Origin of the sequence: Halobellus rarus, assembly GCF_024494595.1 — an archaeon.
Lineage (GTDB): Archaea > Halobacteriota > Halobacteria > Halobacteriales > Haloferacaceae > Haloquadratum > Haloquadratum rarum.
Genome location: NZ_JANHDI010000007.1, coordinates 225,765 through 247,160 on the forward strand (window position 1 = coordinate 225,765; position 21,396 = coordinate 247,160).

21 protein-coding genes and 1 tRNA gene are annotated in these 21,396 nt (G+C 65.2%); 18 read left to right on the forward strand and 4 right to left on the reverse strand.

Going from position 1 to position 21,396, the window contains the following annotated elements; all coding sequences use genetic code 11:
• The first annotated feature begins 118 nt into the window (after positions 1-118).
• The 9 genes from NO876_RS09335 (at position 119) to NO876_RS09375 (ending at position 8,433) form a co-directional block, all read left to right on the forward strand.
• Entirely contained in the window at positions 119-1,336 is a 1,218-nt protein-coding gene (locus NO876_RS09335; protein ID WP_256421409.1) for an outer membrane protein assembly factor BamB family protein, read from the forward strand.
• A 165-nt stretch (positions 1,337-1,501) separates the two neighbouring features.
• A complete protein-coding gene (locus tag NO876_RS09340; RefSeq protein WP_256421410.1) occupies positions 1,502-2,161 on the forward strand; it encodes an HVO_0476 family zinc finger protein in 660 nt (219 codons plus the stop codon).
• Between the two features lie 94 nt (positions 2,162-2,255).
• The gene (locus tag NO876_RS09345) at positions 2,256-2,465 is read left to right on the forward strand and encodes a hypothetical protein (RefSeq protein ID WP_256421411.1); all 210 of its coding nucleotides are present in this window, start codon (positions 2,256-2,258) and stop codon (positions 2,463-2,465) included.
• A 72-nt stretch (positions 2,466-2,537) separates the two neighbouring features.
• The gene (locus NO876_RS09350) at positions 2,538-3,176 is read left to right on the forward strand and encodes a protein-L-isoaspartate(D-aspartate) O-methyltransferase (RefSeq protein ID WP_256421412.1); all 639 of its coding nucleotides are present in this window, start codon (positions 2,538-2,540) and stop codon (positions 3,174-3,176) included.
• A gap of 90 nt (positions 3,177-3,266) precedes the next feature.
• A complete protein-coding gene (locus NO876_RS09355) occupies positions 3,267-4,094 on the forward strand; it encodes a protein-L-isoaspartate O-methyltransferase family protein (protein ID WP_256421413.1) in 828 nt (275 codons plus the stop codon).
• A gap of 451 nt (positions 4,095-4,545) precedes the next feature.
• Positions 4,546-4,695, forward strand: a complete 150-nt coding sequence (locus tag NO876_RS09360; RefSeq protein ID WP_256421414.1) for a hypothetical protein — start codon at positions 4,546-4,548, stop codon at positions 4,693-4,695.
• Between the two features lie 7 nt (positions 4,696-4,702).
• Entirely contained in the window at positions 4,703-6,070 is a 1,368-nt protein-coding gene (locus NO876_RS09365) for a glycine cleavage T C-terminal barrel domain-containing protein (protein WP_256421415.1), read from the forward strand.
• Positions 6,071-6,184: 114 nt separating this feature from the next.
• Positions 6,185-6,850, forward strand: a complete 666-nt coding sequence (locus NO876_RS09370) for a helix-turn-helix domain-containing protein (protein WP_305882902.1) — start codon at positions 6,185-6,187, stop codon at positions 6,848-6,850.
• Positions 6,851-7,356: 506 nt separating this feature from the next.
• Positions 7,357-8,433 (forward strand): alpha/beta fold hydrolase, encoded by a 1,077-nt coding sequence (locus NO876_RS09375; RefSeq protein ID WP_256421417.1) that lies wholly within the window; start codon positions 7,357-7,359, stop codon positions 8,431-8,433.
• A 370-nt stretch (positions 8,434-8,803) separates the two neighbouring features.
• Here the strand turns inward: NO876_RS09375 and NO876_RS09380 are convergent, their stop codons facing one another.
• Positions 8,804-9,958, reverse strand: a complete 1,155-nt coding sequence (locus NO876_RS09380; RefSeq protein WP_256421418.1) for a pyridoxal-phosphate dependent enzyme — start codon at positions 9,956-9,958, stop codon at positions 8,804-8,806.
• Positions 9,959-9,979: 21 nt separating this feature from the next.
• The gene (locus NO876_RS09385) at positions 9,980-10,936 is read right to left on the reverse strand and encodes a succinylglutamate desuccinylase/aspartoacylase family protein (protein WP_256421419.1); all 957 of its coding nucleotides are present in this window, start codon (positions 10,934-10,936) and stop codon (positions 9,980-9,982) included.
• A 139-nt stretch (positions 10,937-11,075) separates the two neighbouring features.
• On the opposite strand from NO876_RS09385, the gene NO876_RS09390 reads away from it, so the two are divergent.
• Positions 11,076-11,366 (forward strand): DUF7536 family protein, encoded by a 291-nt coding sequence (locus NO876_RS09390; protein ID WP_256421420.1) that lies wholly within the window; start codon positions 11,076-11,078, stop codon positions 11,364-11,366.
• Between the two features lie 34 nt (positions 11,367-11,400).
• On the opposite strand, the gene NO876_RS09395 is transcribed toward NO876_RS09390, so the two are convergent.
• Positions 11,401-12,627 (reverse strand): potassium channel family protein, encoded by a 1,227-nt coding sequence (locus tag NO876_RS09395; RefSeq protein WP_256421421.1) that lies wholly within the window; start codon positions 12,625-12,627, stop codon positions 11,401-11,403.
• Positions 12,628-12,744: 117 nt separating this feature from the next.
• Here NO876_RS09395 and citZ point away from each other — a divergent pair, with 117 nt between their 5' ends.
• The 4 genes from citZ (at position 12,745) to NO876_RS09415 (ending at position 15,976) form a co-directional block, all read left to right on the forward strand.
• Positions 12,745-13,884, forward strand: a complete 1,140-nt coding sequence (gene citZ, locus NO876_RS09400) for a citrate synthase (protein ID WP_256421422.1) — start codon at positions 12,745-12,747, stop codon at positions 13,882-13,884.
• Between the two features lie 572 nt (positions 13,885-14,456).
• Entirely contained in the window at positions 14,457-15,668 is a 1,212-nt protein-coding gene (gene ilvA / locus NO876_RS09405) for a threonine ammonia-lyase (RefSeq protein WP_256421423.1), read from the forward strand.
• A complete protein-coding gene (locus NO876_RS09410) occupies positions 15,665-15,868 on the forward strand; it encodes a DUF7981 family protein (protein ID WP_256421424.1) in 204 nt (67 codons plus the stop codon). The genes ilvA and NO876_RS09410 overlap by 4 nt, the downstream gene beginning before the upstream one ends.
• Positions 15,869-15,895: 27 nt before the next feature.
• Positions 15,896-15,976, forward strand: a tRNA-Ser gene (locus NO876_RS09415).
• A gap of 172 nt (positions 15,977-16,148) precedes the next feature.
• Here NO876_RS09415 and NO876_RS09420 read toward each other — a convergent pair.
• Positions 16,149-16,604 (reverse strand): NUDIX domain-containing protein, encoded by a 456-nt coding sequence (locus NO876_RS09420; protein ID WP_256421425.1) that lies wholly within the window; start codon positions 16,602-16,604, stop codon positions 16,149-16,151.
• A gap of 107 nt (positions 16,605-16,711) precedes the next feature.
• Between NO876_RS09420 and NO876_RS09425 the strand changes: the two genes are divergently transcribed.
• The 4 genes from NO876_RS09425 to NO876_RS09440 all read left to right on the forward strand — a co-directional run bounded on the left by NO876_RS09425 (position 16,712) and on the right by NO876_RS09440 (position 21,326).
• Positions 16,712-16,885, forward strand: coding sequence for a hypothetical protein (locus NO876_RS09425; protein ID WP_256421426.1), 174 nt, complete (start codon positions 16,712-16,714; stop codon positions 16,883-16,885).
• Positions 16,886-17,118: 233 nt separating this feature from the next.
• On the forward strand, positions 17,119-17,925 hold the full coding sequence (locus NO876_RS09430) for a DUF7847 domain-containing protein (RefSeq protein WP_256421427.1): 807 nt from the start codon (positions 17,119-17,121) through the stop codon (positions 17,923-17,925).
• A gap of 327 nt (positions 17,926-18,252) precedes the next feature.
• Entirely contained in the window at positions 18,253-19,902 is a 1,650-nt protein-coding gene (gene thsB / locus NO876_RS09435; protein ID WP_256421502.1) for a thermosome subunit beta, read from the forward strand.
• Between the two features lie 434 nt (positions 19,903-20,336).
• Positions 20,337-21,326, forward strand: a complete 990-nt coding sequence (locus tag NO876_RS09440; protein WP_256421428.1) for an ornithine cyclodeaminase family protein — start codon at positions 20,337-20,339, stop codon at positions 21,324-21,326.
• Positions 21,327-21,396: the final 70 nt, after the last annotated feature.

The following is a 21,396-nucleotide window of genomic DNA, read 5'->3' on the forward strand; positions in this document are numbered from 1 at the left end:
ACCTCTCCGATCCGAAGCAGTCGCTCGATCTCCGACGAGCCGCACCGCGCTGTGGCCCACGGTGGTGCTATGCACGGGTGGCCGGTCTTTAAGTCAAGACGTACCAAGACAAGGACAGATGGCGAGAGAACGAACGTGGTCCCGCCGCAGCCTACTGGTCGGTTGCGCGGGCATCGGGAGCGCTGCGACTTCGGGGTGTCTCCGACTGACCGACGGGGCGGCGCAGACGGAGACGAACGAACAGGGGCCGTCGGGGACGGCCGATTCGGCGGAGTCGACGTCGACCGACGACGCTGGAGAGCCCACGACGTCGGGACCTGCCTCCGAAATCGAACTCGTTCCGGCCTGGTCGGGATCCGCCAGTGCGGTGACGACCGCCGACGGCGACTTTTTCTTCCGGGCGCGGTTCGACAGCATCCGGCGAACGCGCCCGGACGGGACGACCGCCTTCGAGGCGGGAATCGCGGACGGATACTTCGCCTCGATCAGTCCAACGTATCGGAACGCGCTGCACGCCGACGACACGGGCGTGTACGTCGGTGCGGACGCCACAGACGAGGTCGACACCGGCGCGAGGGTGTACGCCCTCGATCCCGAAAGCGGCGAGGAACGCTGGATGTTCGAGGAACCCGGCGACGGCCTCCACGACGGCGTCCGAGCGGTGACGGCGATCGACGGGACCGTTATCTACGCGAGCCAGAGCAGCGGCAGCGGCGACGAACAGGAGCCGATCGTCCGCGGGGTCGACGCCGAGAGCGGTGACGAACGGTGGCGGATACAGCTTTCGGAGGGGTTCATCAACGGGATCGTCGCCCGCGGGGACCGACTGTTCGTCCAACAGACGTTCGGGCTGTCGATATACCGGCGCTCGACGCAGGAACTGCTCGACGAACGGGGAGTGTCGGTCGGCTTCAGCGGAATCGTCGCCGACGGCGAGACGCTCTTCGTCCCCGGCGAGACGGTCCGCGCGCTGACCCTCCCCGCCGGCGACGAGCGGTGGGCGGTCGACACGGGACGGTCGGTGAACACGGGCGCAGGCGTCGGCGAGGACGGCGTCTACGTCGGCACCGAGAGCGGCTACGTCCTCGGTTACGACCGGGAGACGGGCGACGAACTGTGGGAGAGCCGGGTCGCCGGCGTCGTCGAACACCCGCCGATCGTCGACGGGGGCGTCGTCTGGGTCGCGAGCGAGCGGGGCGACCTCTCGGCGTTCGACGCGGGGACCGGCGAACTGCTCTACGAGGAGGAGATCGCCTCTGGGTTCGAGTTCACGGTCCTGGACGGCATCCTCAACGACGACGAGCGCGACACCGCCTACGAGATCCGTAGGAACTGAGCGAGCGGGTCGGCTCCGTGCCGTCTGCGGTGCTGGCGTCGTCCCCGCGATGCCCGAACCCGTCTCCGCCGTGCTGCCGCCGTAACGGCGACGCCGCGCGCCAGCGTCTGCCACGCGGACGGGCGGAAGGGCGGACTTTTAGGGCCAGACGGGTTACGAGGCCGTATGAGCACGCCACAGGACCGCATCGCGGTCGAATGTCCCTCCTGTTCGCCCGCCGAATCGACGGTCCACGAGGTACTGAAGGAGGGCGGCGGCCGCCACACCGTCCGGTGTACGGAGTGCGGCCACGTCCACAAGGTCCAGGTCGAAGCGGAGACGGAAATCGAACGCGACGTCGTCGTCTCGCAGGACGGTGAGTCGTTCTCGACGACCGTCGACGCGCCGCCCGAGGAGACGGTCGCCGTCGGCGACGAGTTCATCGTCGACAGCGAGGAGGCGATCATGCTCGTCCGGATCACGGGTATCGAGACCGGCCCCGAGCAGCGGACCGAGGAGGCGACGATCGAGGACGTCGACACGGTCTGGACCCGCGCCGTCGACAACGTGACGGTGAAGGTGACCGTCAACCCGAAGGAGGGTACGGGCGATCGCGAGCACACGCGGAGTTTCGACCTGCAACTTCCGGGCGACCACGAGTTCGTCGTCGGCGAGACCGAGACCTTCGGAGACGAGGAGTTCGAAGTCAAGGCGATCCAGGTGCGCGACGACGCCCCGGAGTACCGCCACGGGAAGTTCGACCACGACGGCGATATGGTGTACGCGAAAGACGTCAAGCGCCTCTACGGGACCGATCAGACCACCTCGGCCTGGTCGGCCTGGTAACCGTATCTTCCGCCCCGGGTACCGTCTGCTACCGCGTCTCCTTCCTGTTCCCAGCGATACACTTACGTCGGAACCGAGAGAACTCGACGCCGACGTGACACGAAGTGCCGCCTGCGCCCTCCTCGTAGCCGCCGGCGCGCTCGCAGCGCCGGTCGCCGTCTCCGGGCTCGTCTTCCCGTCGTGGACGTTCGACGTCGTCGGGTTCGTCGGTTTCCTCGTCGCCGTCGCACTCGTCGTCGCTGCGGGAGTGGTCCTCACCGTCGTTGACCTCACGAGTGCCGTCGAGCGGGCGCTCGGCCCCTGATACGAGAATAGGGCGCATAGCATCCCCCGCAGCGGGGAAAGATTCGACTCGCTGGAGCGTGTACCCAACCGTGTGACCGAGGACCACACGGAGGGGCGGCGAGCGCTCGTCGAGCGACTGCGCCGCCGTGGCTACGTCGAGAGCGACCGCGTCGCCGACGCGCTCCGCGCAGTGCCGCGTCACGAGTTCGTTCCCGAGGGGAGCCGCGACCGCGCCTACGACGACTGCCCGCTCTCGATCGGGAACGACCAGACCGTGAGCGCCCCGCATATGGTCGCGCTGATGTGCGAACTGCTCGACCCAGAGCCTGACGACGTGGTCCTGGAGGTCGGGACCGGGTGTGGCTACCACGCGGCGGTGACGGCCGAACTCCTCCCCGACGGGCATCTGTACTCCGTCGAGTACGATGCCGACCTCGCGTCGGACGCCCGCGATCACCTCGCGCGGCTCGGGTACGACGACCGGATCTCGATCCGGGTCGGCGACGGGCGGGAGGGCTGGCCGGAGCGCGCCCCGTTCGACGGCGAGTACGTCACGTGCGCGGTCCCGTCGGTGCCCGACGACCTCCGAGATCAGCTCCGACCCGGCGGGCGAATCGTCGTGCCAGTCGGTGGCGTCCGTCAGGAGCTCGTGGTGTTCGAGAAGCGCGACGACGGCACCTTCGAGCGGAGCGACCACGGCGGCGTCCGGTTCGTTCGGATCCGGGGGTGAGAAGCGACTGGAACGACTCTCGGATGGGGTATCGTCCCACTCGACGCCCGGAGCGTGCAGTTGATTAGGACGCGCGCCCGAGCGCAACGTATGGAACCCGGGGATCTGCGCGGAGATATGGTCGACGGCCTGGAGGAGCGGCTGTCGATCGACGACGCCGTCGCGCTCGCGATGCGGACGGTCCCCCGTCGGACCTTCGTCGACGACGCGCCGTACGACGGCCGGGGCGAGGCTGACGGAACCACGGTCCTCGCCCCCGAGATGGTCGCCCGCCTCCTGACGGCGCTCGACGTCGACGCGCGAAACGTCGAGACGTCGGTCGGAGCGGACGGTGCGGGGGAAACGGACCGCGCGGCGAGAGCGGACGGCGCGGCTGTCGACGCCGACTCGACCGGCGACGTCCTGGTCGTCGGCGCGGGCGTCGGCTACACGGCGGCCGTCCTGGCGGAACTCGTCGGAGAGACGCGCGTTCACGCGGTCGATATCGACCGGCGGCTCGTCTACGCCGCGCGGTCGAACCTCGAATCAGCCGGCTACGGCGGCGTTCTCGTCGACGCCCGCGACGGGGCGCGCGGCCTCCCCGAGTACGCGCCCTTCGATCGGATCTTGGTCGAGGCGGCCGCGATCGATCCCCCGAAGCGACTGGTCGAGCAACTCGCTCCCGGCGGCAAACTCGTCCTCCCGCTCGGCGGCCCCGAGCAGTCGCTCGCCGTCGTCGACGACGCCGGCGAGGTCGTCGACCGGTGCGGTCCGGTGGCGTTCAAGCCGCTGCTCGTCGACGGCGAACAGGGCAGCGCGCCAGCGCGGAACCGGACGGAGCGCGAGGAGGCCCAGCGGGCGAGCGAGCCCGGGTACTTCGCGAAGACCGGGTGGGAACAGGAGTGGATCGACTGGGACGAGCAGATGGGCCGTCGGTAAGTCGTCTTTCCACCGCCCGAGGGTGCCAACGGAGGCTTGCCAAACCCGGAGCGGGAATCGAGAGACCCGCCTCCGGCGACCGAGTGGGTCGAAGAGCCCGGCTGGTCGCCGGGTGACTCCATTCGGTCGTCCCCCGAGCCGTTGCTCGCTCCCGCTCGCAAAGACGCCGGTTCACTCGCCGGAGTCGAGGCCAAGAGCCGATCGCTCGAAGGCTCTGGGTCCAGCTTTTGTCAGCGCGAGACGGCGTTGCCCTCCCGCTGGTCGTACGGCGCGCGCTGGGGTGCGCCGCAGACGAGCACAGCGAAGCCGGTTCGCGGCGTCACACGTGGGTATGCCTCCACCGAGTAACGCGCGGCGGGGTCGGGAAACACGCAATCCCCTCGATCCGGTATAAGTGGGTTATACGCTTAAGCTACAGAACAATACGGTTACGGGTCTTCTATTCACCTGTATGCCACAGAGGATCCACATCGACGACCGAGACAGCGCGACCGAACCGGAGTTCTACCTCCCCGCCGGTGCCAGCCCGTCGTTCATAGCCAACCGGCTCGAGCGTATCTGGGCGACGCTGTTCAACCACGGCGTTGGACCACGGAAATAGATCTCCTATGGCGGGAGATCAACACCAGCCGAACTACCCCAGTGTCGACCAATCGGACCGTACCGTACCCAGAAACCTCCGTCAAACAGGCGACGCGGACGTCGACCTCGTGATCTCGAACCGGGTCCGCAAGTCCCCGTTCTGGCACCTCTCCGTCGAGGAAGGCTGTCACGAGGCGACGGTGTACAACCACATGTATCACCCGCGGGCGTTCATCGACCCCGAAGACGGAGGGTCGAAAGCCGAGTACGACCTGCTGGTCAACGACGTCGCGCTGTGGGACGTCGCGGTCGAGCGCCAGATCCGCGTCGAGGGGCCCGACGCCGAGGCGTTCGTCGACTACGTCATCACGCGGGACGCGACCGACATCGAGCCGATGCGTGGCAAGTACGCCATCTGCTGTAACTACGACGGCGGCATTCTCAACGACTTCGTCCTGTTGCGACCCGACGAGGACGAGTTCTGGTTCTCTATCGCCGACGCCGACCTGCTGCAGTGGTTGCAAGGGGTCACGGTCGGCAACGACTTCGAGGTCGACATCGACGAGATCGACGTCTCGCCGATGCAGGTTCAGGGCCCGAAATCGCCCGACGTGATCGAGTCGCTCATCGATGACGCGGTCGAAGACGTCCCGTACTACGGACTGTTGGAAGCGACGATCAACGACGTCCCGGTGTTGGTGAGCCAAACGGGCTTCTCCGGAGAGGCGGGATTCGAGATATACGTCCGTGAGGCGACCACGAACGCCGAAGCGGTGTGGAACCCGGTACTCGAAACGGTCAAAGACCACGGCGGTGCCGCGGCGCCAGTAAACGGTCGGCGACGGATCGCCGCCGGAATCCTGTCGTTGGGGCAGGACATGGACCACGAGACGTCGCCGTTCCAGGTCAATCTCGGTTACCAGGTCCCCGACGACAAGGACGCGGACTACGTCGGCAAAGCCGAACTGGAACGCCAGAAGGAAGCGATCGAAAACGGCGAGTTCCCGTTCACGCACAAGCTGGTCGGTCTGAAGATGGCTGGCGAACCGGTTATGGAATGGGCTTCGGACTACTGGCTCATCTCGGACCCGGAGACGGGCGAGGAATGCGGCTACCTGACGTCGGCGGGGTGGAACCCGGATCTCGAGGCCAACCTCGGCCTCGGATTCGTGCCAGCGGAGAAACTGCAGGCCGCGACCGACGTTCCGCTCGACGACTCGATATACGATGCGGACATCGATCTGGAGTTCGAGGTACACCTCCCGGACGAGTACGCCGAGGTGCCCGGCGAACCCGTCTATGCGACGCTGGCGAAGGTCCCGTTCAAAGAGTCAGTCAACCCCAGCGCTCGCGAACAGGCCAAGATTCACGCCAGAGACGATATGGGCGACTGAGAGTCGTTTCTCCGGCGACGAATCTGACGAACTCGGCGGATTACAGCGGTAGCGAGGGGAGATCCTACTCCTTTAGAGACGGTTTTGTACACTACAACTACTACCTACAGAACGATGACCGATATCAAAGCGGTCGTTCGAGCCAAACATCCAGACATCGTTCTTACAGGGACGGTTACTCACGACCGAAGTTCGAGAGTCACGTCGGTGTCGGAGGCGGGAACTGACCCGACGTCGGGAAAGTTCTTCTATCGTATCGAATCGGCTGATTTCGACCAGTTCGAAGACGGACTACGGGACGATAGTACCGTTGGTGACTTCGAACGAGTCATCGAGACCAGAGACAAGGAGGCGATCTACAGTTTCGAGTATACGGACGAAGCGAAACTCCTCTCGCCAGTGATCTCGGCTGCGAATGGTGTCATCCTCGATATGAAAAACGACGGGAGCGCGTGGATCCTGACAATATGGGCGCCCGAGCGAACGGATCTGGTCCACCTTTGGGAGTATGCACAACAGAATGACATCGACATCGAGTTACTGCGCGTTAACGAATACGATAGTTTAGGTAATACGGACGCTGGGTTGACCGATAGCCAACGAGAAGCACTCCTCGTCGCGTTCGAAACGGGGTATTTCGAGGAACCACGGAACGCCACTCTCAGCGAAGTCGCCGCTGATCTGGATATCTCTCAGCCTGCAGCCAGCGGTCTCCTTCGACGTGGGATCAAGCGACTCATCATCTCGTCCCTGGTGGATGACAGCGAACAGCCGGATTGACCACCGGCTACTCGGTGCAGTGCCGACGACGACGCTCTGAGGACACGGCTCTCGTCTCCGTCAGCGTGACAGGTTGCGTACCGTGACCGAGACGCGCCCCGCCTCTCGTCTATTTTACACCCGATTTCGTTACCCCGAGAGTGATTCTGAAGAAAGTGAGTGAAGAGATATGAGGAATTCGCCCGTCTGCGGAGAAAAAAATCCAACTCGGGAGGGAATGTACACGGTGGAACCGGCTCGCTCAGTACAGACGAATGCCATATCTCATCGAGCCGTCACCTACTCAGGATCTGTCAGAAACAAGCTGCTGAATATCGAGGATGTATCCAGGACAGTATCTGTCACCCGATTGAATTTTCCGGCGGATTCCCAGCAACGAGCCTGTGATGGAAAGCCTCCTGGGAATCGTGAAACCGTCCTAGTGTGGGGTCGCCTGGTTTTTCGTCTTACCGCAGCGTGAGAACTAACATTACTATTTTATCATCTTCCCTCAATTATTATGAAGTATGTCCCTAGAAGACCGATACCTCGAGAACGAGTATTACACCCAAGACGAACACGGCGACTACGAGCTATACGATCTCGGTGATTTCGAACTCGCACGCGGGCAAACACTCCGAGACGCGAAACTCGCCTATCAGACGTTCGGTGACCTAAACGACGAGAAAGATAACGTCATCCTCTTCCCGCACATGTATTCCGGGACCCACCGGGATATGGAGCGGTTTATCGGTGAGGACATGGCGATCGACCCGACCGAGTATTTCGTCATTCTGCCGAATCAGCTCGGCAACGGCCTCTCTTCTTCACCGCACAACACACCCCCGCAGGACGGTGGGATGGGCTATTTCCCCGAGGTGATGATCGAGGACGACATCCGCGCCCAGCACGAACTTGTCACGGAGGAGTTCGGAATCGACGAACTCCAGCTCGTCCTCGGGTGGTCGATGGGGGCACAGCAGACCTACGAATGGATTGTCCGATATCCGGATATGGTCAAGCGGGCTGCCCCGATTGCCGGGACGGCTAAGGTGACGCCACACGACCAGCTGTTTATCGAGGCGCACAAAGAGATGATCCAGTCAGATCCCGCCTGGAACGACGGGTTCTACACGGACCCTCACGCCGTCCTCACGGGACTGCGCCGGCACGCTCTCATCTGGTCAGTTATGGGGCTGAGTACCCAGTTCTATCACCAGTCCGAGCAGGCTTGGGATCAGGCAGGTTTTCAGTCGGTGGATGACTTTATGGCGAACTTCTGGGAGGACTGGTTCCTGCCGATGGATCCGAACAACCTGCTCACGATGGCGACGAAGTGGCAGCACGGCGACGTGAGTCGCAATACTGATGGTGATCTCGAAGCGGCGCTCGGGCGGGTGAAAGCGAAAGTGTACGTCATACCCTTCGAGGAGGATATGTTCTTCCCCGTCCGTGACTGCGAGTACGAGCAGGCGATGATCCCAGACAGCGAGTTGCGGCCGATCCCGAGTTTGTGGGGGCACTTCACCATGTTCGGGGTGTTTGACGAGGACCTCGAAGTGATCGACGAGCACATCGGTGAACTCCTGAACGAATCGGTCTAACGGCGCGCTCCGACAGCAGATAACTACAGTTTTCATAACCGGACACCAGCACTCTCAGGGGCCTCACCACCGCAGATTCCGGTTGTAGGCGATGCCGGTCTGACCCTGCACCCGCTGTACGCGGTGTGACGGTCCGATCAGTTACTGAGTGTTTCAACGAGGGCGTCCTCTCAGTTCTCGCCGAGAGAAGCCTACTGACTATGCGCTGTGTATCTTGCACGGCTATCAGAACTCCTCTCTGAGCTTGTAGAAATCCTAACGGTCAATACGCGCGCAGGTTCTCACGGCCGATTCGGTCGCGAGGCCGTGAAAATAAACACCGTGACGAGAGTTCTGGACTACTCTCGCTGCCCCGAAACACTCCGAACGCCTACGTTTTCAGCCCGCTTCCGGTGAGCGGAACGACGACGTCGTCGTCGCGACCGACGACGCCGCGCTCGCGGTACACGTCGAGCGCCGCGGGCGCGACCGCGCAGGTCGGCTCGACGTAGAATCCCTCGCGGTGCAGCGCGTCGAGTTCGCGGTCGACCTGGTCGGCAGAGAGGGCGATCGCGTCGCCGTCGGTGGCGTCGATCGCGGCCAGGATCTGCGCCTTCCGGACCGGTTCGCGGATCTGGATCCCGTCGGCGACGTCGTTGGATCCGGCGGCCGTCGCTTCGCCGTGCAGTTCCGCCGCGATCGGCGCGTAGCCGGCGGCCTGCGCGCCGAGGAGCCGCGGCATCGACTCGATCCAACCGGCGTCGTAGAGGTCATGGAATCCCCGGTACGCGCCGAGAAAGAGCGTGCCGTGACCGAGCGGCGTCACGACCGCGTCCGGCGCGGTCCAGTCGCGCTGGGCGCAGACCTCGTAGGCGAACGTCGCCGTCCCCGAGAAGAAGGCCGGGTTCCAGGCGTGGGAGGCGTACCACGCCGCTCCCGATTCGACGGGACCCTCGCGAACTTCCGCGCGAGGGCTTGTCGAGCGTTGCTCGACGGCGGCGACGCAGGCGGCCGTGACGTCCTCGCGGCTCCCTTCGATCGGTACGACCGTCGCGCCCGTCCGCTCGATCGCGCGGCGCTTCCCGGGCTTGACCGAGGTGGGGACGTATATCTCCGCGTCGATGCCGGCGCGGGCCGCGTAGGTCGCGATGGCCGCGCCCGCGTTGCCCGAGGAGTCCTCGACGACGCGGTCGACGCCGAGTTCGGCGGCGACAGAGAGCGTCACCGCCGCGCCGCGGTCCTTGAACGATCCCGTCGGGAACACGTACTCCAGTTTGAACGACGCGTCCCGGTCGGGCGCGTCGACGAGCGGCGTCAGCCCCTCGCCGAGGGTGACGTGCGGGGCGACCGGGAGGAAGTCGCGGAAGGACCACAGCCCGGCGCGGGTGTCGGCCCAGGAGGCCGGTAGTGCCGCCGGGAACCCGTCCTTCTCGACCGGCGACGACGCGAAATCCAGCGGCGCGCCGCAGTCGCACCGCCAGGTCCACTCGTCGTACGTCTTCTCGCAGGCCGAACAGGCGAGTTCCAGCGCGGGTGTGAGTGGCATCGTTCGTGTTCCGGTGATCGATCAGTACGTGTCGACGTTGGTGCCGACCGAGCAGACGTACTCGCCGGTCGCGACCTGCGGGAGGCGACGCGTCCGCCAGAAGACGCCGTCGCTGTTGGCGGTCACGCGGGCCTTCAGTTCGCCGAAGACGTCGGTCACCTCGAAGAGGGGGTCGCCGGCGGAGACCCGATCACCCAGGTCGACTTCGAACCGCACGAGTCCGCCGCTCGGGGAGCCGTACTGATCGAATCCCTTCGCGCGCGTCTGCCGCGACGTGGTGGCGTCGCCGTCGAGGAAACCGTACTCGCGGAGGACGTTGAACACGCCCTCGACGCCCGCCCGGATGCTCTTCTCGTCCCAGCCGACGCAGCCGCCGAGCTCGGGGTCGATCGTCGGGATCCCCTCGTCCGGCCCGGCGCGGGCCAACTGTCCTTCGGGGCCCTTCTGATCCAGGACGTAGCCGCAGCCGAACGTCTTCGCGAGTTCGAGACACTCCCCGTGCATTCGGTGTCGGCGGCCGCAGCGGACCCGTACCTCGTCGATCATCCGCGACGTCGAGCCCTGGTGGAGGTCCAGGATCAGGTCCGCTCGCGTCGCCGCATCGAACGTCGACGCGGCGATGCGCTCCGAGGAGGTCCCTTTTTCGTCGCCGGGGTACGCGCGGTTCATCTTCGTGTCGTCGATCGGGTTCCGGTGCTCTGCGACCTGAAACGCGTGGTAGTTGACCACGCCGACGACGAGGACCGTGCCCGAGAGCTTCGCGGGATCGAGCTGGGGAACGACGCGGCTGACGACGCCGACGCCGTTCAGTTCGTCGCCGTCCGAGGCCGCCTGCAGGTAGAGCGTCTTCCCGTCGGCGGCGCCGTTCACGACCGCACAGGGGAGTCCCACCTCCGTCCCGTCGCGGGATTCGCCCACCGCCAGACGGCCCGTGTCGATCTCGCCGGGGGCCGCACTCGCCGTGCCGAGTGTCGTCATTGTCCGACACTCGGAGGGGTCGACCTTTAGGGGTTCGGTCTCCGCCGCTCGCCGTCGTCTATCCACCGTTCTCCGGTCCCCAGGTGAACGATCGCTCGCGACCGACGACGCTTTGCCGACTCCACCGAAACGAGCGTGTATGAGCGAAGAGGTCCCCGATCGGCCGCCGCAATCTGGGCTGGTGGGCGCGCTGTCGGTCCCGCGGAACGCGGCCATCGGCGTCGCCGTGGGAATCGCCCTGGCGATTCTCGCCTACCTGGCCCGCGTGTTCGAACTGTTCGGGCCGTTCGCGGGGACGCGCGAGTACCCCGTGTTGGGTCCCGAGGGGTGGTTTCTGGTCCTCGCGTTCGTCCTCGCGACGTCGACGGCCCTGCTCGTCGCGTCGATACTGACCGTCGTCGAGGCTGTTCGGCTGACTCGGGAGCTGTAGGACCTGACACGTGGTGTTGCAACCGCCCCGATCGCTACCCGTCGAACTCCTGAACGTCGCCGACGAGTTCGCTCAGCCGTTCTGCGCCCGCCCGCGTCCCCTTCGCGATGATGACGTCGCCGCCGCGGAGTTCGGTCTCCGGCCCGGGCTGGACGACCCAGTCTTCGCCGTTTTCGCCCCGGCGGACGGCGATGACCCGCATTCCCGTCTCGGTCTTGACCATCCGCTCGCCGAGCGTGGTGCCCGCGAGCTGGGCGTCGGGGGCGACCGAGAGCCGAACGATCACTTCGTCGGACTCCTCGACTGCGGCCGCGACGACCGGGTGGGCGTCGATGCCGCGGAGGACGCCCTCGCTGATCTCTAGGGCGGCGTCCGAGATCTCCTCGGTCGCCGACGCCAGTTGGACGAGACCGCGCAGCTGAACCGGGTCCTCGACGCGGCCCGCCGCGCGCAGCGTCCACGCCTCGAAGCGAGACTGCAGGGCGTCGACCTCCGCCTCCAGTTCCTTGACCTCCTCGGCGACGCCCTCGCTGTCGAACAGCACCGCGCCGTAGGCCAGGTCGACGGCCAGTTCGCTCATATCCTTCATCAGGGTGATCGAGTCGATGGCCCGTTCGAGGTCCTCGATCGGCGGATCGACCGCCTCCGCCGGCTCGTACGGGTCCCCGACCGCCGCCTCGTAGACGGCTGCTATCCCGTCTCGCGGCCCGCGGAGCAGCAGCGAGTCGTTCGGCTGAAGCCGGCTGTCGGGACCGGGATTCATGAGCCACCGGCGCTTGCCGGTGACCGACTCCCGGCGGATCGCGATGATGCGGACGCCCATCTCCGTCTCCATATTGATGTCGAGGAGCGTCCGCCCGGCGTACGGGGAGTCCTCGTCGACGCTCGCGCGGACCAGCACCTCGACGGCCTCGGGGAGCGCGGTACGGAGCGCGTCGGGCATTCCGATGTCTTCGAGGACGATCTTCGCGATGTCGCCGGCGGCGTTCGATATCTTCTCGGCGGCACCCATCACGCCGAGGACGGGCGCGAGCTGTTCGGCGTCCTCGGGGCTGCGGGCCGCCATCAGCAGACTCATCCTGCCTTGAAGCTGGAGAATGTCCATCCGGCCTTCGAGTTCGAGTACTTCCCGGGCGATGTCGTCGCTCCCGTTGAGGACGGCGGAGTACGAGAGATCGATGAGGAGCTCTGCGGTGTCTTTCATCTCCGCGAGCACCTCCTTGACGCTGACCGGCTCGTACTCGACGTCCTGCGGATCCATACTCGCCGTTCGGGGTGGGGCGCAAAAACGCTTGGTGGTCGCAGGTTCGGGAGGGGGGCGACCTCGGACACCCGGAAACGATAACGCTTTTTTCACGTGGACGGGAATCTGATAGGTATGTCAGACGACCTGAAGCGCGGGCTGGAAGGCGTCCTCGTCGCCGAGTCGGAACTGAGCTACATCGACGGCGACGCCGGAAAACTGGTCTACCGCGGGTATCCGATCGAGGACCTGGCCCGCGAGGCGTCTTACGAGGAAGTCGTCTACCTCCTCTGGCACGACGAACTCCCCGACGCGGCGGAACTCGCCGATTTCGAGTCGTGGATGGCCGAACGCCGGACGCTCGACGACGAGGTGCTCTCCGTGGTCCGGAAGCTCGCCGAGGCCGACGAGGTGCCGATGGCGGCCCTTCGGACGATCGTCTCCACGCTGTCGGCGTACGACGAGGACGCCGACCACGAGGACGTGACCGACCTCGATGCGAACCTCCGGAAGGCGTGCCGGATCACGGCGAAGCTTCCGACCGCGCTCGCCGCGTTCCAGCGCATCCGCCAGGGCGACGACCCCGTCGAACCCCGCGCGGACCTCGATCACGCCGAGAACTTCCTGTATATGCTCAACGACGAGGTGCCCGACGACGTCCTCGCCGAGACGTTCGATATGGCGCTCGTCCTCCACGCCGACCACGGGCTGAACGCGTCGACGTTCTCGGCGATGGTCACCGCCTCGACGCTCTCTGATCTCCACAGCGCCGTCACCGCCGCCGTCGGGACGCTCGCCGGCTCCCTCCACGGCGGCGCGAACGCCAACGTGATGCGGATGCTCGAGGAAGTCGACGAGAGCGACGTCGGACCCACCGAGTGGGTCGAGAACGCCCTCGCAGAGGGCCGCCGCGTCCCCGGGTTCGGACACCGCGTCTACAACGTCAAGGACCCGCGCGCGAAAATCCTCGGCGAGAAGTCGAAGTCGCTGGCGGAGGCCGCGGGCGACACCAAGTGGTACGACTACTCAGTCGCGATCGAGGAGTACATCACCGAAGAGAAGGGTCTCGCCCCCAACGTCGACTTCTACTCGGCGTCGACGTACTACCAGATGGGCATTCCGGTCGACATTTACACACCCATCTTCGCGATGTCCCGCGTCGCGGGTTGGATCGCCCACGTCCTCGAACAGTACGACGACAACCGCCTGATCCGCCCCCGTGCGCGCTACGTCGGTCCGAAAGACCTGACGTTCCCCGATCTGGACGAGCGATAGTCGGCCGTCCGTTCCGCTCGGACGCCGCTGGTCTCTCGACGTCGTTCTTCGTCGGAGCCGCTGCTCACGCTCGCGGAGCAGCCTCGTCGCCGTCCCGGCCCAGTCGGCGCATCGGAACGCAACGAGCATCGTCGCTCCCATCCAGACGTGCGACAGGAGGACGCCCGCGTAGACGCCGGCGGTTCACTCTCTGGCGCGTTGCTGCCCGGCGTCTGGTAGATCGCGACGTATCCCGACTACCCCGGGTCTTGTCAATTTCTCACATAACTGAGAAGGGTGACCGCGGCAGACGAGCGGCCGACAACCGTCAGACAGCGGCGGGGAGGACGGTGCTGTCCCCTGATTTCACTTTCACTCCGCGTGGGGGATATTTATGTATCTCCCGGTTGCATACCCTAGTGCACGTCACACGCGTGCATTCCCCCCTTTCCCCCCCTTGACACCTGTGAGCGGCGCCGGTCCGGATCGCTGCCGCGAACGGCCGCCGCTCGGGTGTCGCGCGGAGACCAAACGGAACCGTCCGGATACCAAGAAGAACATTTAGGCCCGGCCACGCGGTACGGGGGACCGAGATGCTCTCTCTCGCCGACGTCGAGGCCGCCCGCGAGCGGATCGACGGCGTCGTCCGGTGGACGCCGCTCGAGTACTCCTACACGTTTTCGGAGATGACCGGCGCGGACGTTCACCTGAAACTCGAGACGTTTCAACGGACCGGCGCGTTCAAACTCCGCGGAGCGACCAACCGGATCGCGACGCTCTCGGATCGCGAGCGAGAGGCTGGCGTCGTCACCGCGAGTGCGGGTAACCACGCCCAGGGCGTCGCGCTCGCGGCGACCCGATCGGGGGTCGACTCGAAGATCGTGATGCCGGAACACGCCCCCATCTCGAAGGTAGAGGCGACCGAGCGGTACGGCGGAGAGACCGTCCTCTACGGCGCGGACTACGACGAGGCGCAGGCGAAGGCCCACGAGATCGAACGCGAGGAGGGTCGGACGTACGTCCACGCGTTCGACGACGACGAGGTGATGGCGGGTCAGGGAACGATCGGCCTGGAGATCGTCGACGACTGCCCGGCGGTCGACACCGTCGTCGTCCCCGTAGGTGGGGGCGGACTCATCTCCGGGATCGCGACCGCCGTGAAGGGGCGCAAGTCGGACGTGCGCGTGATCGGAGTCCAGGCCGAGGGGGCGGCGTCACTGCCGGAGTCGATGCGCACCGGCCGGATCGCCGAACTCGACGCCGTGAACACGATCGCCGACGGCATCGCCACCCGGAAGGTCGGCGAACGACCGTTCGAGGTGATCCAAGAACGCGTCGACGAGGTGGTGACCGTCTCCGACGAGGAGATCGCGGTCGCACTGACGTACCTGCTCGAACGGTCGAAGACGCTCGTCGAGGGAGCCGGCGCGGTCCCGCTCGCGGCGCTGCTCTTCGAGCGCTTCGACTACGAGGCGGACGAGACGATCGTCCCGGCGCTGTGTGGCGGGAACATCGACACGAACCAGTTGACGACCGTCCTGGTCCGCGGCCTCGTCGAGACCGGCCGCTATCTGAAGATCCGGACGGTCCTCCGGGACCGCCCCGGCGCGCTGCAGGACCTCGTCGAGATCATCGCCGACCGGCGGGCGAACATCTACGCGATCCAGCACGATCGGACCTCGCGGGACGTCGCGATGAACGAGGCCGACGTCGAGATCGATATCGAGACGCGTGGGCACGACCACATCGACGAGGTACTGGAGGCGCTCAGAGACGCGGGCTACGAGGTCGAGGTGCTGGCGTGAACCGAACCAGGTCGTCGCTGCTGTGGGGGCTGGTCGGCGCGCTGACCTTTCTCGTGCTCGTCCAGGGTTACCGACTACTCGTCGGTCAACTGGGTGTGAACCTCTTGAACGCCGCCGGCATCGCACTCGCTCTCGGGTCGGTCGTGTCCCTCGTTTCGTACGTCGCCGAGCCGCGACTCGCGGCGAAGGGAAGGACTTAAACGATTCAGTAGGCTACCTCAGATCGAGCCAGGATGGCCGAGTGGTAAGGCGCACGCCTGGAAAGCGTGTTCCCTCTGGGATCCAGGGTTCAAATCCCTGTCCTGGCGCTTTCTCGAATCGACTCTCCCGCGAGACGCATCGTCGTCGAGCGGACGCGAGTCGGTTACGTGCTGCCGTCACCGAGAGGATTTGAACCACGCGAGACGAGCGAAGCGAGTCTCGCCATCGGGTCCGAATCCCTGTCCCGGCGCTCTCTCGAATCGACAGTCGAAAGACGCTTCAGATCAGTTCGTGGGCGCTGAGGTACTCTCGGACGTACTCGTGACACTGGGGGTCCGGTTCGGCGAGGAACCGGTACTCGGAGTGCTGATCGTCGAGGGAGATCTCGTGGTCCTCGCACCGAGGCGAAGCCAGGTAGACGACGTTGACGGTGTGGCGGCTGACTCCCTCAGCGGTATCCTCGGCGTCCCAGAAGTGCGCGTGCACCCCGAGCCGTTCTCTCAGTGTCACCTCGATACCGAGTTCCTCGTCGGCGACGCGGCGTGCGGCGTCGTCGAGTTCTTCGCCCTTGTACAGCCTGCTCCCGGGCCAGAACCAGACCCGCGGCTCGTTCTCACGCTTCGCGAGCAGGACCCCCGCGTCCGTCTCCAGGACGACCTCGACGCACACCTGCGGCATCGAATCGAGGAACGCGCTGTACTCTTCGTCCGGGACGCGGTCATCTCGAATTTCCATACGGTAGATGGGTTCTATGCGGAAATAAAATCAGTACACCGTCGACAGCGACTGACGGTCGGTCAGCACAAAGTTAATGGATATGGGAGTCGTCATCACGGTTGACAATGCCTGACACGAAAAACGGCCGAGAGCGGAAGGGGCGGAACAAGCGCAACCAGCTCCAGGAGGAGCTCTACGAGGAAGAGATCGAGGCGCTCGACGCCGACGAGGAACTTCCGCCCTTCGAGCCGTCCTCCGATCGGCCGTTCGTCGCCGACGAGCTTCCAGACGAAACGTAGCGGCGCTGACACCGGTTCGTTTTTCCACCGCCGCTCGGCGAAGTTGTCGCGTCCGACCGCTCCCGCTGCCGACTCCCGAGCGGCAGATCGACGACGGCTTGGGACGTTCGAGTCGACTAGCACCTGCTTGGGCGGCGCGGAGGGACTCGGGTGAGTCGCCTCCGGCCACCAGACGTCCGGTAAACCGCCTCACGCTACCAACGTTTACTATCACCGGGCGAGACTGTGTGACTATGGCTGCCCTGAAGTCCCTCCGCCCAGCCGTCGGCGCACTGATACGCAACCCGATTCTCGCCGTGCTCGTCGGGCTGTTTGGTCTGATCCAACTGCCACAACTGGCCTTACAGGCCTCACAACCGCTCTTGGCCGTGCTCGTCTCCCTCGTGTTGACCGGCGTGATGATCCTCGTTATGCCGTTCTTCCAGGGCGGTCTCATCGGAATGGCCGACGAAGCGCTCGATGGGACCACGAGTTTCGATACGCTGATCAGCGAGGGGAGAGCCCACTACGTCGGCCTCCTCGTGGCGTACCTCGCCGTTCTCGCGGTGAACTTCACGTTCGGGATCGTCGCGTTCTTCGCGGCGATTTTCGGCGGCGCTGGCCTCTTTGCACTCGGCGCGGAATCCAACCTGGTGGCGCTCGGCGCGCTCGTGGCTATCGGCCTCCTGTTCGTCCTCGTCTATCTCGTGGTCACCTTCTTCATCCAGTTTTACGCCCACGCGATCGTCCTGAACGACGCCGGCGTCGTTGCAGCCTTCAAGCGAAGTGTCGGGCTCGTTCGGCGGAACCTCCCGAGCGCTGTCGGGTACACGGCGATCCTCCTCGTCGGCAGCGTCCTGTTCGGTGGTGTCGGGGGCGTGGCCTCGATGGTCCTGTCACCGCAACCGACGGCATTCCCGCTCCCGGAGCTCTCGACACCGCTCCTGCTCGGAGCCGCCGTCGTCTACGTGGTTGCCATCGGTATCTTCGGCGCGTTCTACGCGACCTATTCTGTCGCGTTCTACCGCGCCATCGAGGATACGACGCCGACCGCACCGTGACCGAGAGTCGCTCGTCACGAGTGAAACGCGACACGTCTCACAGATCTGCAAAGCGGAGTCCCCGCCCGTCGCGGGTTACCGACGAGTCTCGATCCGCTCAGCGCCGGAAATTGATATAAAAATACCGGCCCCAACCGATTTCATCCCCGAGGCGGGTGATAACTATTAACACACGATGCTGGCACACAGCGGCCGTGTTTCGCCGTTTTCACGGCGCACAATGTTCCTCTCCGGCGTCCTGTTGACTCCACGTTTCCGAAGTATTTATATAGAATCACAAACAATCAGTCAGTGTCTATGAGTCAGCGAATGCAGCAGGGTCAGCCGATGATCATTATGGGCGAGGACGCCCAGCGCGTCAAGGACAAGGACGCTCAGGAATACAACATTCAGGCCGCACGAGCGGTCTCCGAGGCCGTACGCTCGACACTCGGCCCCAAGGGGATGGACAAGATGCTCGTCGACTCGATGGGAGACGTGACCATCACGAACGACGGCGTCACCATCCTCCAGGAGATGGATATCGACAACCCGACGGCGGAGATGATCGTCGAAGTCGCCGAGACCCAGGAGGACGAGGCCGGCGACGGAACGACGACGGCGGTCGCCATCGCGGGTGAACTCCTGAAGAACGCCCAGGACCTCCTCGAACAGGACATCCACCCGACGGCGATCATCAAGGGCTTCCACCTCGCGAGTCAGGAAGCGCGCGCTCAGGTCGACGACATCGCGGAGTCGGTCGAACCCGACGACACCGAACTCCTCCAGAAGGTCGCCGAGACGTCGATGACCGGCAAGAGCTCCGAGCTCAACAAGGACCTCCTCGCGGAGCTCATCGTCGACACGGTGAAAGCCGTGACGGTCGAGGCGGACGACGGCTCATACGTCGTCGATCTCGCGAACGTCAACGTCGAGACGCAGACCGGTCGCGCGACCAGCGAATCCGAACTCCTCAAAGGGGCCGTCATCGACAAGGACCCCGTCCAGGACGATATGCCCACGGCGTTCGACGAGGCAGACATCCTGCTGCTCGACGAGCCGATCGAGATCGAGGAGACCGACGTCGACACGCAGGTCAACATCGAGTCCCCCGACCAGCTCCAGCAGTTCCTCGACCAGGAGGAGAAACAGCTCCGACAGAAGGTCGACCAGATCGTCGACTCGGGCGCTGACGTCGTCTTCTGCCAGAAGGGCATCGACGACATGGCCCAGCACTACCTCGCGAAGGAGGGCATCCTCGCGGTCCGCCGGACCAAGAAGTCCGACATCGCCTTCCTCCGCGACGTCGTCGGCGGCAACGTCGTCTCCGATCTCGACAGCCTCACCCAGGCCGACCTGGGCTACGGCTCGGTCCGCCGCGACGGCGACGACGAACTGTTCTACGTCGAGGGGCTCGGCGACGAGTCGCACGGCGTCACGCTGCTGCTGCGGGGCTCGACCGACCACGTCGTCGACGAGATCGAGCGCGGCGTCGAGGACGCTCTCGACGTCGTCTCGACGACCGTCTCCGACGGCCGCGTCCTCGCCGGCGGCGGTGCCATCGAGGTCGAACTCGCCCGTCGGCTCCGCGGCTACGCCGGCTCCGTCGGCGGCCGCGAGCAGCTCGCCGTCGAGGCCTTCGCCGACGCGGTCGAACTCGTCCCCCGCGTGCTCGCTGGGAACGCCGGACTCGACTCCATCGACATGCTCGTCAAGATCCGTGAGGCCCACGAGAACGGCGACACCCGCGCCGGCCTGAACGTCTTCAGCGGCGAGGTCGAGGACACCTTCGAATCCGGCGTCGTCGAGCCCGCACACGCCAAGGAGCAGGCGCTGTCCTCGGCGACCGAGGCCGCGAACCTCGTCCTCAAGATCGACGACATCATCGCCGCCGACGAACTGAGCACCGGGGGCGACGACGACGAGGGCGGCGCGCCCGGCGGTGCTGGCGGTATGGGCGGTATGGGCGGTATGGGCGGTATGGGCGGCGCGATGTGAAAGCGGTCGGAGACTGCTTTCCATAGGTCGTCAGGCTCCCCCTGACGCAGCTGCTGTCCGTCCGGTTTCGAAGGAACCGCCCACTGACGAGCCCAGACGGGCTCAGACGGGCTCAGACGACGTTCGGACGACGTTCAGACGAGCGGCGTCGCGCCCGCAACCCGCGAGACAGTTCCTCCGCGCCGGCGCTACCCGCTCTCACGCTCCGGTACAGCCCCGTCGGTCGATCGACTGCAATTCCCGTTTTTTGACGTGATTCGTCCGATAGCGCTCCGTTTCCCGCCGTGTGACAGTCCAGTACGGCCGACCACGGAAGGCCCACAATGATCCGACTCGACGCGCCTAGATTAGATTAATCTCCCTATTTTCTATAGTAATTGGAATTGAGTACAGAAATGAGATGAATTAAGTACAGAACTGACGAACGCAGAAGTATGGAAACGCTGCTGCTGAACGGGACGGACGTCCGCGAGAACGCGTCGATGTCGGAACTCGTGCCCGCGATCGAGGACGCCTTCGTCGCCTTCGAGCACGGTGACGTGGAGATGCCGGCGAAGTCGTACGTGGATCTCCCGCAGTACAACGGCGACTTCCGGTCGATGCCCGCGTACCTGGACGCGGGGGAGTGGGACGCCGCGGGCGTCAAGTGGGTGAACGTCCACCCCGACAACCCAGAGAAGTTCGACCTTCCGACGGTGCTAGGGACGATGATCTACTCCGATCCAGAGACGGCGGTCCCCCTCTCGATTATGGACGGCAGGGAACTGACGATGCTCCGGACGGGCGCGGCGGCGGCCGTCGCCACCGACCACCTCGCGGTCCCCGACGCCTCCTCGCTCGGCATCGTCGGCGCCGGGGTCCAGTCGTACACGCAACTCCGCGCGATTTCACAGGTCAGAGACATCGAGACGGTGGTGATCTCCGATCTCGACGAGGAACGCGTCGCCGAGTTCGTCGCGACCTTCGAGGACGAGTACGACGTCCGCGGCGGGACGATCGCGGAGGCGGCCGCCTGCGACGTGCTCTCGACGGTCACGCCCGTCGAATCGCCGATCGTCGCCCGCGAAGACGTCGGCGACCACACGCACGTCAACGCGATGGGTGCCGACGCCGCCGGAAAGCACGAACTGGCCGACGAGGTCCTCCTGGACGCGAAACTCGTTATCGACGACTACGAACAGACGACCCACTCCGGCGAGATCAACGTCCCCTGGAGCGAGGGTGTCCTCGACGACGACGACATCTACGGCTCGGTCGGCGAGATCGTCACCGGAAAGAAACTTGGTCGGATCGAAGAGGACGGAATCTCCGTCTTCGACTCGACGGGACTGGCGATTCAGGACGTCGCGGCCGCACACGTGGTCTACGAGCACGCGACGGAGCACGGCAACGGATACGGTTTCGATCTGCTCGGCCTCCAGTAAGCGGGCCCGGTCTGGCGTCGCGGTCGCCCGTCGTCGGCTTCTCCGCTCGGTCGCGTTGCTCGCCGTCCGC

Excerpts from the sequence above, each read along its gene's own strand:
- citZ (WP_256421422.1), top strand. The coding sequence starts at position 12,745 with ATGTCAGACGACCTGAAGCGCGGGCTGGAAGGCGTCCTCGTCGCCGAG.
- NO876_RS09430 (WP_256421427.1), top strand. The coding sequence starts at position 17,119 with ATGGCTGCCCTGAAGTCCCTCCGCCCAGCCGTCGGCGCACTGATACGC.
- NO876_RS09335 (WP_256421409.1), top strand. The coding sequence starts at position 119 with ATGGCGAGAGAACGAACGTGGTCCCGCCGCAGCCTACTGGTCGGTTGC.
- NO876_RS09385 (WP_256421419.1), bottom strand. The coding sequence starts at position 10,936 with ATGACGACACTCGGCACGGCGAGTGCGGCCCCCGGCGAGATCGACACG.
- ilvA (WP_256421423.1), top strand. The coding sequence starts at position 14,457 with ATGCTCTCTCTCGCCGACGTCGAGGCCGCCCGCGAGCGGATCGACGGC.
- NO876_RS09340 (WP_256421410.1), top strand. The coding sequence starts at position 1,502 with ATGAGCACGCCACAGGACCGCATCGCGGTCGAATGTCCCTCCTGTTCG.
- NO876_RS09360 (WP_256421414.1), top strand. The coding sequence starts at position 4,546 with ATGCCACAGAGGATCCACATCGACGACCGAGACAGCGCGACCGAACCG.
- NO876_RS09355 (WP_256421413.1), top strand. The coding sequence starts at position 3,267 with ATGGAACCCGGGGATCTGCGCGGAGATATGGTCGACGGCCTGGAGGAG.
- NO876_RS09420 (WP_256421425.1), bottom strand. The coding sequence starts at position 16,604 with ATGGAAATTCGAGATGACCGCGTCCCGGACGAAGAGTACAGCGCGTTC.
- NO876_RS09390 (WP_256421420.1), top strand. The coding sequence starts at position 11,076 with ATGAGCGAAGAGGTCCCCGATCGGCCGCCGCAATCTGGGCTGGTGGGC.
- NO876_RS09370 (WP_305882902.1), top strand. The coding sequence starts at position 6,185 with ATGACCGATATCAAAGCGGTCGTTCGAGCCAAACATCCAGACATCGTT.
- NO876_RS09395 (WP_256421421.1), bottom strand. The coding sequence starts at position 12,627 with ATGGATCCGCAGGACGTCGAGTACGAGCCGGTCAGCGTCAAGGAGGTG.
- NO876_RS09440 (WP_256421428.1), top strand. The coding sequence starts at position 20,337 with ATGGAAACGCTGCTGCTGAACGGGACGGACGTCCGCGAGAACGCGTCG.
- NO876_RS09365 (WP_256421415.1), top strand. The coding sequence starts at position 4,703 with ATGGCGGGAGATCAACACCAGCCGAACTACCCCAGTGTCGACCAATCG.
- thsB (WP_256421502.1), top strand. The coding sequence starts at position 18,253 with ATGATCATTATGGGCGAGGACGCCCAGCGCGTCAAGGACAAGGACGCT.
- NO876_RS09380 (WP_256421418.1), bottom strand. The coding sequence starts at position 9,958 with ATGCCACTCACACCCGCGCTGGAACTCGCCTGTTCGGCCTGCGAGAAG.
- NO876_RS09425 (WP_256421426.1), top strand. The coding sequence starts at position 16,712 with ATGCCTGACACGAAAAACGGCCGAGAGCGGAAGGGGCGGAACAAGCGC.
- NO876_RS09375 (WP_256421417.1), top strand. The coding sequence starts at position 7,357 with ATGTCCCTAGAAGACCGATACCTCGAGAACGAGTATTACACCCAAGAC.